This is a genomic window from Devosia sp. Root685 (assembly GCF_001427875.1).
GTDB lineage: Bacteria > Pseudomonadota > Alphaproteobacteria > Rhizobiales > Devosiaceae > Devosia.
The window spans coordinates 1,532,162-1,544,964 of record NZ_LMHK01000001.1; the positions used below are offsets into that span (position 1 = coordinate 1,532,162).

The following is a 12,803-nucleotide window of genomic DNA, read 5'->3' on the forward strand; positions in this document are numbered from 1 at the left end:
TTTCGGAGCAGTTTCGGCCAGTTTGTCCTCCCGGACGGTTGTCAGCCAGTCGCCTTTTGGGCCGGCCGCGCAGTCGTCAATACTGAGGATGACTGCACCGCTTCAGTCTTCAACAGCTTGTATGTGATTGATTCATACAGAGCTTCAAAGGACGCATCAATGATATTGGACGAAACGCCAATGGTGCTCCACCGCTCGCCGCTGCTGTCCTTGCTTTCAACCAGTACACGGGTGACCGCGCCCGTGCCACCGTCGAGGATACGCACCTTGAAGTCGACCAGTTCGAGATCCTCGATGCGCGAGGAATAAATGCCGAGGTCTTTCCGGAGCGCCTGATCTAGGGCATTGACCGGGCCATTGCCTTCGGCGACGGACATGAGCAATTCGCCCTGGACGCGGACTTTTACGACGGCCTCGGTGACGGTGATTTCTTCGCCTTGAGCGTTATGGCGCCGTTCGACCATGGCGCGATAGTGTTCCACATCGAAGAAGCTGGGGAGCGTGCCGAGGACGGAGCGCGCGAGGACGGCGAAGGAGGCATCGGCGCCGTCATAGGAATAGCCCTGGGCTTCGCGCTCTTTGACGGTGGCGAGCAGCTTTTCGAGGCGCGGGTCGTCTTTTTCGAGCACGATATCGTGGCGCGCGAGGGCGGTGAGCAGGTTGGATTTACCGGCCTGCTGGGAGACCATGATGGCGCGTTCATTGCCGACGCTTTCGGGCTGCACGTGCTCGTAGGTCGAAAAATCCTTGAGGAGGGCAGAGGCGTGGATGCCGGCCTTGGTGGCAAAGGCCGCGGCGCCGACATAGGGCGCCTGGCGCGCGGGGGCGCGATTGAGGCGATCGTCGAAGGCGCGGGAGATGTGGGTCAGGCGCTCGAGTTTTTCGGGCGTGATGCCGGTTTCGAAGCGCTCGGCATAATAGGGTTTGAGGACCAGCGTCGGGATCAGGGTGACGAGATTGGCATTGCCGCAGCGCTCGCCGAGGCCATTGAGCGTGCCCTGGACCTGACGCACGCCGGTTTCGACGGCGGCGAGCGCATTGGCGACGGCCTGGCCGGTGTCGTCATGGGGGTGGATGCCGAGTTTTTCGCCGGGCGCGAACTTCAGCACTGTGCCGACGATGGTGCGGATTTCGGAGGGCATGGTGCCGCCATTGGTGTCGCAGAGGACGACCCAGCGGGCGCCGGCTTCGAGAGCCGTGGTGACGCAGGAGAGGGCGTATTCGGGATTGGCTTTGAAACCATCGAAAAAATGTTCGAGGTCGATCAGCACTTCCTTGCCGGCGGCAGCGGCCGTGCGCACCGTATCGGCGAGGCCTTCGAGGTGTTCCTCGGTGGTGGAGGCGAGGGCGAGTTCGACCTGATAGTCCCAGGCTTTGGCGACAAAGCAGGTGGCCGCGGCGGCCGAATTGACGAGGCCTTGCACGCCGGGATCATTGGCGGCGGAGCGCCCTGCCCTTTTGGTCATGCCGAAGGCGGTGAAGGTGGCTTTCTTGGTGCGCTGCTTTTCGAAAAAGGCAGTGTCGATCGGGTTGGCACCGGGATAGCCGCCTTCGATATAGTCGACGCCAAGCTCTTCGAGCAGTTCAATAATGGCGATCTTGTCCTCGAGCGAAAATTCTACGCCGGCCGTCTGCGCACCGTCGCGCAGGGTCGTGTCGAAAAGATAGAGGCGGTCTCGGGACATTTTTCGGGGGCCTGTTTTGGTCTTTAGTTATTTCGAGGGCCAGGTGGCCGTGTCGTGGTCGGGGTGCTGATTGTTGGTGGACTTGATGCCGGGCGCCTCTTCGAGCATCTCGACCTCGGTGGTATCGAGCCAAGGCGTCGCCGCCAGGGTTTGGAACCAGGGAACGCGCCCTTCGATGCCGCAATGGACATTGGCGGGGAAATCTTCGGGGTGATCGAGGGAGCCGGTGGTGAAATTGATGTGGCCGCCGTTGATGTTTTCGTAGAACAGCGGCGTGCCGCACTTAGCGCAGAAGCCACGATCGACATGTTCGGAACTGCGGAACCGGGCCGGCTGGCCGCGCGTCCAGGTGATTGCTTCTCTTGGCGCGGCGACGAGCGCGATGAAGATATTACCGGCAGCTTTTTGACACATACGGCAGTGGCAGATGTGCGAATTGTCCAGCATTTCCGTCGCGTGATAGCGCACGGCGCCGCATTGGCAGCCGCCGCTGACTTCCTTGGCGTAGCGATCCATCAGCTTTTCTCCTTTGGGGGCCAGGCTTCCGTATCGTGATCAGGATGCTGATGATTGCTGCGCTCGACAGCATTAACGAGCGCGTCATCGCCCTGGCCGGTGATGGTTGCGATATGGGCGACGGCTTCGGCGGCCCAGGAAATGCGGCCCTCTTCGCCATAGAAGTGGGTGGGACGCATGGCCTCGGGATCATCAAGCGAACCGAGCGTGATCGACACCCAGGTGTCATCGGGCGTGCGCCAGGCGAGCGGGGTGCCGCAGGCCGCGCAGAAACAGCGCTCGCCTGCGTCGGACGTGCGGAACACGGAGAAATGGCCGCGCGTCAATTCGAAGAAGCGCGCGGGCACGCCGGCAAAGCTGCCGAAGAGATTGCCCGAGGCCTTTTGGCACATGCGGCAATGACAGATGCAGGGGCGCGCGGGCCGACGGTGGAGCGCATAGCGCACCGCCCCACACTGGCAGCCGCCGGTGATCCGCACATCGTCTCCGCTCTCGTCCTTGCGCCAGGCTAGGCTCTCCTCCGTGCCGGACATGCTATTCGTGCCTCGGCGGCCAGGCTTCGGTGTCGTGGTCCGGATGCTGGTTGGAATGGATGCCGGCCATGAAGTCGCGCCATTCGTCGCTCACCTCGCTGCGCACCGGCAGACTGGTCAGCGTGTCGAAGAAGGGCAGTTTGTCGGCGAGATTGACCTGGATTTCGGGGGCAGCGACGCTGGGGTCATCGAAGGCGCCGATGGCGAGTTCCAGCCCGAAACGGGTTTCATAAGCGAGCGGGGTGCCGCACTCGCCGCAAAAGGCGCGGCGGGCGGCGTCCGAACTCTGGAACCATTTGGGTTCGCCACGGGTCCAGGTGGCATTGTGGGACGTTACCAGCGGACCGAAGAAGCCGCCGAATGCCTTCTGGCACATGCGGCAATGGCAGATGGAGGGCCGGCCGAGACGTGTGACGCGGAAACGAACCGCGCCACACTGACAGCCCCCGGTATGGGCTTCATTCTGGGGCATGACAGACTACTTCTATGTTGTTGCCGTCGGGATCGAGGACGAAGGCGGCGTAATAGTTTTCGCTGTAGTGCGGGCGGAGGCCCGGGCCGCCATTGTCACGGCCACCAGCGGCCATTGCAGCCGCATAGAAGGCGTCGATCGCAGCGCGATTGTCCGACGAGAAGGCATAGTGGCGGCCGGGGCCGGTATCCTTGGCTTCGGTGAGCCAGAAATCGGGATGGCCCTTGCCATAGCCGCCGACTTTTACGCCGCCGGTATATTCTTCCGGCACCTGCATAAGAAGGCTGATGCCCATGGGGGCGAAGGCAGCGTCGTAGAAGGCCTTGGCCTTGTTCCAGTCTGCAACGAGAATTCCGACGTGATCAAGCATGGTTCTTACTCCAGTGTTGGAACGGCCATGGAGACGGGGAAGTGGTGACAGGGCGTGTCAGGAAGCGTGCTGTCATTGGGGATTCTCGTGCAGAGTGGCCCAGATGGTTTCGCTGATGTCGTCGGGGCGGGCGAGGATGCCGTTGTTCCAGAGGCGGAGGAGGCGGAAATTTTGCGCGCGGAGATAGGCGTCGCGGACGAGGTCGCGAGGGGATTCGGCGTGCCGGGAGCCGTCGGCTTCGATGATGAGTCGGGCGTTGAGACAGGCGAAGTCCGCGATGTAGCGGCCGATGGTGTATTGGCGCCTGAATTTGAAGCCAGAGAAGCGACGATTTCGCAGCATGAAACACAACCGTTCTTCGGCCTCGGTTTGCTCATGGCGCATAGAACGAGCTCGTCCGCGCATCAGACCCGAGATGGTCCGATGTTTTGGGGAAGAATACCCCTCATCCGCCCTTTGGGCACCTTCTCCCGCAAGGGGAGAAGGCAGGTTCGAGCTTGCCTCTGGCAGAGTGCCAGCCGCAAGCGCCGGATTTCCCTCGCCCCTTGCGGGAGAGGGTGGATCGGCCGGAGGCCGGGACGGGTGAGGGGTTTGTTCGGGAGCCCGAAAACTCACCTCTTCACCTCCCACTTGGTCGCGCGCTGGCCTTGTTCGTCCTTGTAGTCGAGGAGGGCGATGCCTTGTTCGGCCAGCTCGTTGCGGATGGTGTCGGCTTTGGCGAAATCCCTGGCGTTGAGGGCTTCGAGGCGGGCGGCGATGGCGTTGGCGATGTGGGCGGGGGCTTCCCAGCCGTCTTCGGACGAAAGCAGGCTATCGAGGCTGAAGCCGAGGAAGCGCAGGGTGGCGGCGAGGCAATGTTTGGCATTGCCCTCTTCGCGGTTGGCTTTCTTGGCGATGAAATCGAGCGCGACGCTGGCGCGATGGAAGTTGAGGTCGTCGGCAAGCTCCTTGACGACGGAGGCGTCCGGAGCATCGCCTTCGGCCAGCGTGGCGCCGCGGGCGGCGCGTTGCCAATCGCGGAGCTTTGCCTCGGCCTCTTCGAGGCGCTTCACCGTAAAATCGATGGGCTCGCGATAGTGAGTCATGAGCATGGCGAGGCGCAGAACGTCGCCGATCCAGGCACGGCCGCCCATGGCGCCGGTTTCGAGCAGTTCGTTGATGGTGACGAAATTCCCGAGGCTCTTGGACATTTTCTGGCCTTCGACCTGCAGGAAGCCGTTGTGCATCCAGACATTGGCCATGGCATGGGTGCCGTGAGCGCAACGGGATTGGGCGATTTCGTTTTCGTGGTGGGGGAAGATCAGGTCTAGCCCGCCGCCGTGAATGTCAAAAGTCTGGCCGAGATAGCGCTCGGACATGGCGGAGCATTCGATATGCCAGCCGGGGCGGCCGCGGCCCCAGGGGCTGTCCCAGCCGGGTTCGCTATCCGAGGAGAGCTTCCAGAGGACGAAATCGGCCGGGTCTTCCTTATGGGCTTCGACCGCGACACGGGCGCCGGCGAGATTGTCTTCAAGATTGCGGCCGGAGAGCTGGCCGTAATCTGCCATAGAGCGGGTGCGAAAGAGCACTTCGCCATTGGCATTGTAAGCGTGATTGCGCTCGATCAACGAGGTGATCAGGGTCTGCATGCCCTCGATATTATCGGTGGCGCGGGGCTGATGGGTCGGCTGGAGCGAGCCGAGGGCTTTGACGTCGGCAAGGAACTGGTCTTCGGTTTTTTCCGTGACCTTGCGGATGGCTTCGTTGAGCGGCAGATCGGGGAAATCGCGCAAGGCACGGGCATTGATCTTGTCGTCGACGTCGGTGATGTTGCGGACATAGGTGACGTGGCTCTCGCCATAGACATGGCGCAGCAGGCGGAACAACAGGTCGAAGACGATGACCGGGCGGGCGTTGCCGATATGGGCGAAGTCGTAGACCGTCGGGCCGCAGACATACAGGCGCACATTGTTCGCATCCAAGGGCGTGAAGGGCGCCTTGGTGCGGGTGAGCGTGTTGTAAAGGGTGATCTGCGGCTTTGCCGTGGTCATCGAGAGGTCCTATGGGCCAGACAGTTCGGTGCTCTGGCGGGAGCCTCTATCTTCCGAGAATTTTAGATGAAGAAGACCGCTCCGCCAACGCTTGGGTTAGCAGGTAATAATGCAAGCGGTAATGGTGCACTTGGTCTTCATGGGGCGGAGATTGGCCGGGCGCAGGCAAGAAATCAAGCGCAAAAGAAAAGAGGGCGACCCGAAGGCCGCCCATTTCGCTTTGGAGGCGAACATCATCCCTCACGGGACGATCCTGTTAAGCAGCCCCGAGGTCAGGAACGGAACTGCTGATGGCACTGGCCGCAGGTGCCGCCGAGCGCCTGAATGGCCGCCGCATAGGCTGCGGCATCGCCCGCCTGAGCCGCGGCAATGCCGCTTTCGGCGGCAGCGACACCGGCGTCGGCAATGGCGGTGAAAGCGTCAAAATTTTCCCAGATGGCGGGGAGCGCTTCGGATTCACCGACGATCGAGCCTTCGGGGAAGAGCGCGGGGATATGGCTATAATTGTCGCGCAGTTTGGTCATGGCGGCGACGGCGTCAGCGCCGGTCAGATTGCCGGCACTGCGCAGGATGCCGCCATCTTCCTTCATCAGGCTTTGACGCAGGGCGACGGCCTCTTCAGGCGTTGCCGGGGGCGTAAAGGCGTCCTGCGCCAGGGCCGCGACTGTGCCGACGGCGAGGAGACCTGCGACGGCAAGCACGGAAAACTTCGAGAAAATCATCAACTACACCCTCAACATGCATTTGCTGCCGGCCATTCCAGGCGCCGGCGACGACTTGCCGGTCTCCCCTTCCGGCAGACCGACCCTGACACGCGGGAGCAGCGCTCCCAACGCCCACACAGGAATGTTATCGCTGGGGATCAGGTGGTGAGCGCCACGACGGTCTGGTCGATATCGCCGAAAACCGAGCGTCCGCCGGCGCCGATGGCAGCGATGCGGACGCGATCGCCGGGTTTGAGGAAGGGTGTGCGGGCGCGGCCGAATTTTGCCTTTTCGGCGGTGCGCGCTTCGGCGATGCAACCGAAACCGATGCCGTCTTCCTTGATCGGCAGGGTCGCATCGTGATGATTGGCGATGGTGCCGGAGCCGATGATGGTGCCCGCGCCAAGCTGGCGGGTGCGGGCGGCTTCGACGATGAGATCGACGAGATCGAAGTGCACATCGACGCCGGCATTGGGCTGACCATAGAGCGTGCCATTGACCTCGACGCGGACGGGTAGGTGCAGGCGATTGTCGCGCCAACGGTCGCCGAGGCTTTCGGGAGTGACGGTGACGGGGGCAAAACTGGTGGAGGGCTTTGAGTGGAAAAAGCCAAAGCCGTTTTGCAGATCGTCGGCGACGAGGCGGCGCAGGGAGACGTCGTTGCAAATGGTAACGAGGCGAATGGCCGATGCGGCCTGCTGGCGACTGGGGCGCATGGGGACGGCGCCGATGATGACGGCGACCTCCACTTCGAAATCGAGGGCCAGGTCGTCCTCGGGGACGACAATGGGGTCGGAGGCGCCGGAGAGCGAATCGGAGGCGCCCTGGTAGAGGAGCGGACGGACTGATTGTAGCTCTTCGTCCTTGCTGCCCTTGAGGGAGCGGACGCGTTCGAGGTGGCCCATATAGCCGGCGCCATCGATCCACTGGAAAGCGCGCGGGAGTGGCGCAAGGACGGCGGAGGGTTCGAAGGGCTGGCCTGATATTTCCCCCTTGTCGAGCTGGGAGGAAAGCGCAGAAAGCGCCGGAGACAGGCGATCCCAATCGTCGAGGGCAGCCTGAAGGCTGGGGGCAACGCGGCCGGCGGAGACGCAACGGGTGAGATCGTTGGAAACGACAACCAATTGCCCGTCGGGGCGGTTCGCGCGGAGGGTTGCGAGTTTCATGGACGGGCGATCTCTCTTTTGTGTTGCTTGCTGGCGACATCGTCGGCGTTTGAGATTGCTATAGTGTTGCCATTGTCGCCAGCGATGTCTTAAGGCGACATGCGGCCGCCTCTTCTGGCCGGTGAACAGGACCCATTCGTGACCTTATCTGCTTCCGGTTTCCGCGCGTCGATTTTGCTGCTGCTGGCGGCATTGATTTTTTCGCTCGATGTGCAGACCGTCTATGCTCAATCCACCCAGTGCCGGCAGCTTGAGAATGCGCTGCGCCAGTTCGACCGTAATGGCGACTTCCGGCAGATGCAGAACAATTCTGGCGCGGCGCGGCAATTGCAGCGCGATGTGCAGGCGGCGGAAAGCCAATATATTCGCGAGGGCTGCAACGATGCGGCGCGGGCGGGTCAACAGCTGACGCGGCAATGCCAGCAGATTGCTCGGGTGGTGCTGCGGCTGCGCGATGATTATGCGCGGGTATCCCAGTCGGTCGATACCGCGAGTGCCGTGGCGCAGCAGCGCGAGGCTATTTTGCAGGAAATGGCGCGTTTTGGTTGCAATGCCGGGTCCTCGGCAACGTTCAACCAGGATCGGCAGTCGATCTTCGATCGCGTCTTCGGCTCGACCTCGGAAGGCGATTTCACCAATGGCGACATGGTGGATGGGGGCGATTATTGGGGCTATCAGGGTTATGCGACGGTGCGCACGGTCTGCGTGCGGCTCTCGGACGGCTACTTCTGGCCGATCAGCTATTCGACCCTGCCCGACTATGTCGGCAATGACGCCCAGCAATGTCAGGCCATGTGTCCCAACACACAGGTCGAACTGTATTTCTACGACAATCCCGGCCAGGAGCCGGAGCAGATGCGGAATATGTATGGGGCGCCCTATACGTCGCTCCCCACCGCTTTTGCCTACCGCAATCAGTTCGACAAGAATGCGAGCTGCAAAGTGGCGCCGAAGGCCGATGGCACGGTGACGCTGACGGCTTCAGGCGGGGGTAGCGCGCGGGCGATGATCGATATTGCCGGATTGTCCTTTCCCCTGCCCATGCGCGATCCGCGCGGCGTGGTGCCGGTAGCCCCGGTGCAGGCAGCGCCGGTCGAGGCCGTGGCGGCTGTCGCGATGATCGACGTGCCCCTGCCCCGCCCGCGTCCGGCGGGGCCAGGCGAAGTGGCGGTTCGCCCCAGCGCCAATCAGGCGCCGGGCGAGGCCGATCTGCGGATCGTTCACTTCGGCGACAAAACCGTCAGGGTAGTCGGTCCAGACACGCCTTACGCCCAAGCAGGACAAGCAGGGACTTAAGCTCCGGGCCATCGTGGCGGCCGGTTAGGGCCATGCGGAGGGGCAGGAACAGAGCTTTGCCCTTGCGGCCGGTGGCGCCTTTGAGCGCGTTGGTCCAGGTGGACCAGGTCGTTTCGTCCCAGGGTTCGGGCGGCAGCATGGCCTTGGCCATGTCGAGAAACTCGCGATCTTCATCGGCGATGACGGGTTCGACGGGGCCGGTGACGAGTTTTGACCACTCGGCGATATCTGGGAAGCGCACGAGGTTTTCGCGCAGCAATAGCCAGATCGCTTCGCCTTCAAGCCCCATGGACGAGAGGCGCGGGAGCGCGGCTTCGTAAGGCATGGTGTGGAGGAGGCGCGCGTTGAGGCTGTCGAGTTCGGCCGGATCGAAGCGCGCGGCGCCGTGCGAAATCATCGAGAGTTCGAGTTTTTCGGCGATGGCATCGAGGTTTTCGTAGGGCTCGATGGAGAGGCTGGTGCCGGTGAGGGTTGCCATGATGGCGACGGCGAGCGGCTCATAGCCTTCGGCGCGAAAATCAGAAATCGACTGGGAGCCCAAGCGCTTGGAAAAGCCCTGGCCGGCTGCGTCGGTGAGGAGATTGTGGTGGGCGAAGGTCGGGACCTGGCCGCCGAGGGCTTCGATGATCTCGATCTGGGTGCCGGTATTAGAGACGTGGTCTTCGCCGCGGATCACGTGGGTGATGCCGAGGTCGATATCATCGACAACGGAGGGCAGCGTATAGAGATAGGAGCCATCGGCGCGGATAAGGACCGGGTCGGACATGGAGGCGGTGTTGACGGTCTGCGGGCCCTTGATGAGGTCCTGGAACTGCACCGGGCGGCCATCAAGGCGGAAGCGCCAGTGGGGTTTTCGCCCCTCCGCCTCGAGTTTTGCTTTGTCTTCGGCGGTCAGGCTAAGCGCGGCGCGATCGTAGATCGGGGGCTTGCCGAGGAGGCGAGCGCGGGCTCGTTTGCGGTCGAGTTCGTCTTCGGTTTCGTAGGCCGGGTAGAGGCGACCAGATGCGATCAGTTTGTCGCGGGCCTTGTCATAGAGCGCGGTGCGTTCGGACTGGCGGACGAGGAGATCCGGGGTGACGCCGAGCCAGGCCAGATCGACCTCGATGCCGTCGGCGAATTCGCGGGTGGAGCGCGCGAGATCGGTATCGTCCATGCGCAGGATATAGCGGCCGCCGGTGCGGCGGGCGAAGAACCAGTTGAGCAGCGCCGGGCGGGCATTGCCGAGATGGATGCGGCCCGTGGGAGACGGGGCCCAGCGAACGACGGTCATCCGACGGTTACGTCCTTATAGCCATTGGTGATGGGGTATTTGCGGCCAAGGCCGAAAGCGCGCGGGGTCAGTTTTGGGCCGGGCGCGGACTGGCGGCGCTTATATTCGGCGATGTTGAGGAGGCGCTCGATGCGCTTGACGAGGGCGGGTTCGTGGCCGCGGGCGACGACTTCGCCGAGGCTCATTTCGTCTTCGACGATGGAGCGCAGAATATCATCCAGCACCGGATAGGGCGGCAGACTGTCCTGATCCTTTTGATCGGGACGGAGTTCGGCGCTCGGGGCCTTGTCGATGATGGATTGCGGGATGACCACGCCCTCGGGGCCAAGGCTGTCGCCGGGCTTGTGCTTGTTGCGCCAATCGGCCAGGGCATAGACTTCCATCTTGAACATGTCCTTGAGCGGATTGTAGCCGCCGTTCATGTCGCCATAGATGGTGGCGTAGCCGACGCCCATTTCGGATTTGTTGCCGGTGGTGAGCAGCATGGAGCCGAGCTTGTTGGAGACGGCCATGAGCACGACGCCGCGCATGCGGGACTGGATGTTTTCTTCGGCCAAGTCGGCAGGGCGATTGTCGAAGATGGGGGCGAGTTCGGTCAAGGCATCATCAACGGGATTGCCAATCGAGACAATATCGTAGCGCACGCCGAGGCGCTCGGCGCAATCCTTGGCGTCTTTGAGGCTTTCGTCGGACGTGTAGCGATAGGGCAGCATGATGCAGTGGACTTTTTCGGGTCCGAAGGCATCGACGGCCATGGCGGCGACGACGGCACTATCGATGCCGCCCGAAAGGCCAAGGACGACGTGGGAAAAGCCGTTTTTATGGACGTAATCGCGAAGGCCGAGAACGGCGGCGCGCCAAGGGGCTTCTTCGACGGAGGTCAGCTCCTCGATGCGGCCATTGTCCGATGTCCAGATGTCGCCTTCGCGGTGCCAGTCCGAGATCAAAAAATCGGCTTCGAAGCTTTTGCCCTGCAGCACCAGCTTGTCGCCGGGAGCGATGGCGAAGGAGGCGCCATCAAAGACCAGTTCGTCCTGGCCGCCGACCTGATTGAGATAGATCAGGGGCACGTCGTGTTCCACGGCGTGTTTGCGCACCAGTTCCTTACGGATGTGCTGCTTATTGGTCCAATAGGGCGAACCATTGGGGCAGAGGAGGATTTCGGCGCCTTCGCGCACGAGATGCTCGCAGACCCAGGGGTGCCAGATATCTTCGCAGATCGGGATGCCGACCGAGACACCCTTGATGGTGACCGGCAGGGCCAGTGGACCGGCGGAAAAATAGCGCTTTTCGTAGAAGACGTCGTCATTGGGCAGTTCGCGCTTGAGGCGCAGGGCGAAGATATGGCCCTTTTCGGCGACGAGGACGGCATTGTGGAGACCGGTCTGGTCTTTCCAGATGGTGGGGAGAACCAGAACCACATCGGTGCCGGCGGTCTCGGCGGCCAATGTTTGCGCCGCGGCCATGGCGTCGGCGACGAACTGGGGCTTGAAGAGCAGATCGTCCGGGAAATAGCCGGTGAGGAACAGCTCGGAAAACATCAGGATGTCGGCCTTGGCGGCGACTGCATCGGCAAGGGCTTTTTTGGCCAGTGCGAGATTGCCGGGAAGGTCGCCAACCTTGGGATTGAGCTGGGCGAGCGCAATTCTGAGCTGGTCGGTCACGGAGGAAGCCTAAGCAAATGGACGGACCGCCCGGCCTGTGGCCGGACGCGGGCAAGACTTAGCCTTTGGACCGGAGGAGAGCAAGCGCCAGGGAGGGCGCCCTGCCCTAGAAGCGACCGGCGACTTCGAGCAGCGCGCCGTAGCGGAGCATGGAGAAGGGATTGTTGTTGGAGATGTAGCGCTGGCGCTGCGCGCCAGATCCAACCACGGCCACTTCGTCCCATGTGGCGTCGTATTGACCCGTCAGGTAGGAGGCGCGCCCACCAACGCGGATGGAGAGGTTCTCGGTGGGACGGAAGCCGACCATCAGCTTGCCACTAGCGCCATAGGCGTGGCCGTTGACGGCGACGGCGGAACCTTGCGCGAGGGTCGGAGCAAAGGGTGGCGGTGCGGGTTGATTTTGAATTTGAATTGCACCGTAGGTGCCTGTGACCCACGAATAGGGAATTGCCGTGGCTTCACCGAAGAGATCGAAATTCCCAAAGTCCATCTTGCCGGCAAGGCCAAGCTTGGCGCTGTGGATTTCGAAATTATTGATCTTACTGTCACCCCCGCCGGAGAGCCGATACACGCCGCCGCCCACATCGACTGCACTTGTCGATGTGTAGAAACTGGCGCGGCCGGTGTCCGGGGAATCGTTCATGTATTGATAGCCGGTGACCATGCCGAAATTGAAATGATCACTGCCGAGGGGAAGCCAGCCGAAATCGAGGCCGGCATAACCGAGACGCGCGGCAGGCAGTGCCAAAGACGCGCCGCCATTGGTGGAATAATTGCCTTCATGAGCGACGCCGTAGCCGCCGAACGCTTCGAGGAATGAGTTGGTGGAGTCATCGTTGATGCGGGCATAGGCTTCACCCGTATGACTGCGGGTTTCCATGGTTTGGGTGAAGCCACTGACCGAATGGTCCTGCTTGCCGATCGAGTACCAATAGCGGATGCCGACATCGAAGCTGAGCGGATCGCCCTCTTCCGGCTGCCACTGATCGGGATAGGACGGGCGCAGGCCGGGCATTGCGCCATAGTCTGCAGCAAGCACTTGCTGGGTGGCGGCACTGGAAAGAAGCACAAGGGCGCTCAATGCAAGTTGCTTCATC

General features: G+C 62.3%; 13 protein-coding genes. 1 reads left to right on the plus strand and 12 read right to left on the minus strand.

Going from position 1 to position 12,803, the window contains the following annotated elements:
• Positions 1–41 precede the first annotated feature (41 nt).
• The 9 genes from cimA to ASD83_RS07340 form a co-directional block, all read right to left on the minus strand.
• Positions 42–1,685 carry a citramalate synthase gene (gene cimA / locus ASD83_RS07300; RefSeq protein WP_056309254.1) on the minus strand — a complete coding sequence of 548 codons (1,644 nt, stop codon included), beginning with the start codon at positions 1,683–1,685 and terminating at the stop codon, positions 42–44.
• A 27-nt stretch (positions 1,686–1,712) separates the two neighbouring features.
• Positions 1,713–2,201, minus strand: a complete 489-nt coding sequence (locus tag ASD83_RS07305; protein WP_056309256.1) for a GFA family protein — start codon at positions 2,199–2,201, stop codon at positions 1,713–1,715.
• On the minus strand, positions 2,201–2,734 hold the full coding sequence (locus ASD83_RS07310) for a GFA family protein (RefSeq protein ID WP_056309258.1): 534 nt from the start codon (positions 2,732–2,734) through the stop codon (positions 2,201–2,203). The genes ASD83_RS07305 and ASD83_RS07310 overlap by 1 nt, the downstream gene beginning before the upstream one ends.
• A 1-nt stretch (position 2,735) precedes the next feature.
• Positions 2,736–3,206, minus strand: coding sequence for a GFA family protein (locus tag ASD83_RS07315; protein WP_056309260.1), 471 nt, complete (start codon positions 3,204–3,206; stop codon positions 2,736–2,738).
• Positions 3,193–3,576 (minus strand): VOC family protein, encoded by a 384-nt coding sequence (locus ASD83_RS07320; protein WP_056309262.1) that lies wholly within the window; start codon positions 3,574–3,576, stop codon positions 3,193–3,195. The genes ASD83_RS07315 and ASD83_RS07320 overlap by 14 nt, the downstream gene beginning before the upstream one ends.
• Before the next feature lie 72 nt (positions 3,577–3,648).
• A complete protein-coding gene (locus tag ASD83_RS07325; RefSeq protein WP_056309264.1) occupies positions 3,649–3,981 on the minus strand; it encodes an endonuclease domain-containing protein in 333 nt (110 codons plus the stop codon).
• Positions 3,982–4,187: 206 nt separating this feature from the next.
• Positions 4,188–5,606 carry a cysteine--tRNA ligase gene (gene cysS / locus ASD83_RS07330; protein ID WP_056309266.1) on the minus strand — a complete coding sequence of 473 codons (1,419 nt, stop codon included), beginning with the start codon at positions 5,604–5,606 and terminating at the stop codon, positions 4,188–4,190.
• A gap of 272 nt (positions 5,607–5,878) precedes the next feature.
• Positions 5,879–6,328, minus strand: a complete 450-nt coding sequence (locus ASD83_RS07335; RefSeq protein ID WP_056309268.1) for a cytochrome c — start codon at positions 6,326–6,328, stop codon at positions 5,879–5,881.
• 140 nt (positions 6,329–6,468) lie between these two features.
• The gene (locus tag ASD83_RS07340; RefSeq protein ID WP_056309270.1) at positions 6,469–7,476 is read right to left on the minus strand and encodes a fumarylacetoacetate hydrolase family protein; all 1,008 of its coding nucleotides are present in this window, start codon (positions 7,474–7,476) and stop codon (positions 6,469–6,471) included.
• Positions 7,477–7,614: 138 nt separating this feature from the next.
• Here ASD83_RS07340 and ASD83_RS07345 point away from each other — a divergent pair, with 138 nt between their 5' ends.
• Entirely contained in the window at positions 7,615–8,772 is a 1,158-nt protein-coding gene (locus ASD83_RS07345; protein ID WP_162249131.1) for a DUF2865 domain-containing protein, read from the plus strand.
• Here ASD83_RS07345 and gltX read toward each other — a convergent pair.
• The 3 genes from gltX to ASD83_RS07360 form a co-directional block, all read right to left on the minus strand.
• Positions 8,717–10,042: a glutamate--tRNA ligase gene (gltX, locus tag ASD83_RS07350; RefSeq protein ID WP_056309274.1), complete on the minus strand. Its 1,326-nt coding sequence runs from the start codon at positions 10,040–10,042 to the stop codon at positions 8,717–8,719. The two genes, ASD83_RS07345 and gltX, sit on opposite strands and share 56 nt — an antisense overlap.
• Positions 10,039–11,706, minus strand: a complete 1,668-nt coding sequence (locus ASD83_RS07355; RefSeq protein ID WP_056309276.1) for an NAD+ synthase — start codon at positions 11,704–11,706, stop codon at positions 10,039–10,041. The genes gltX and ASD83_RS07355 overlap by 4 nt, the downstream gene beginning before the upstream one ends.
• 106 nt (positions 11,707–11,812) lie before the next feature.
• Complete coding sequence (locus tag ASD83_RS07360; protein WP_056309278.1) at positions 11,813–12,802, minus strand: hypothetical protein; 990 nt, start codon at positions 12,800–12,802, stop codon at positions 11,813–11,815.
• Between the last annotated feature and the right edge of the window lies 1 nt (position 12,803).

Coding starts and splice junctions, on each gene's coding strand:
- ASD83_RS07325 (WP_056309264.1), bottom strand. CDS start 3,981: ATGCGCGGACGAGCTCGTTCTATGCGCCATGAGCAAACCGAGGCCGAA.
- gltX (WP_056309274.1), bottom strand. CDS start 10,042: ATGACCGTCGTTCGCTGGGCCCCGTCTCCCACGGGCCGCATCCATCTC.
- ASD83_RS07360 (WP_056309278.1), bottom strand. CDS start 12,802: ATGAAGCAACTTGCATTGAGCGCCCTTGTGCTTCTTTCCAGTGCCGCC.
- ASD83_RS07335 (WP_056309268.1), bottom strand. CDS start 6,328: ATGATTTTCTCGAAGTTTTCCGTGCTTGCCGTCGCAGGTCTCCTCGCC.
- ASD83_RS07340 (WP_056309270.1), bottom strand. CDS start 7,476: ATGAAACTCGCAACCCTCCGCGCGAACCGCCCCGACGGGCAATTGGTT.
- ASD83_RS07305 (WP_056309256.1), bottom strand. CDS start 2,201: ATGGATCGCTACGCCAAGGAAGTCAGCGGCGGCTGCCAATGCGGCGCC.
- ASD83_RS07315 (WP_056309260.1), bottom strand. CDS start 3,206: ATGCCCCAGAATGAAGCCCATACCGGGGGCTGTCAGTGTGGCGCGGTT.
- cimA (WP_056309254.1), bottom strand. CDS start 1,685: ATGTCCCGAGACCGCCTCTATCTTTTCGACACGACCCTGCGCGACGGT.
- cysS (WP_056309266.1), bottom strand. CDS start 5,606: ATGACCACGGCAAAGCCGCAGATCACCCTTTACAACACGCTCACCCGC.
- ASD83_RS07310 (WP_056309258.1), bottom strand. CDS start 2,734: ATGTCCGGCACGGAGGAGAGCCTAGCCTGGCGCAAGGACGAGAGCGGA.
- ASD83_RS07320 (WP_056309262.1), bottom strand. CDS start 3,576: ATGCTTGATCACGTCGGAATTCTCGTTGCAGACTGGAACAAGGCCAAG.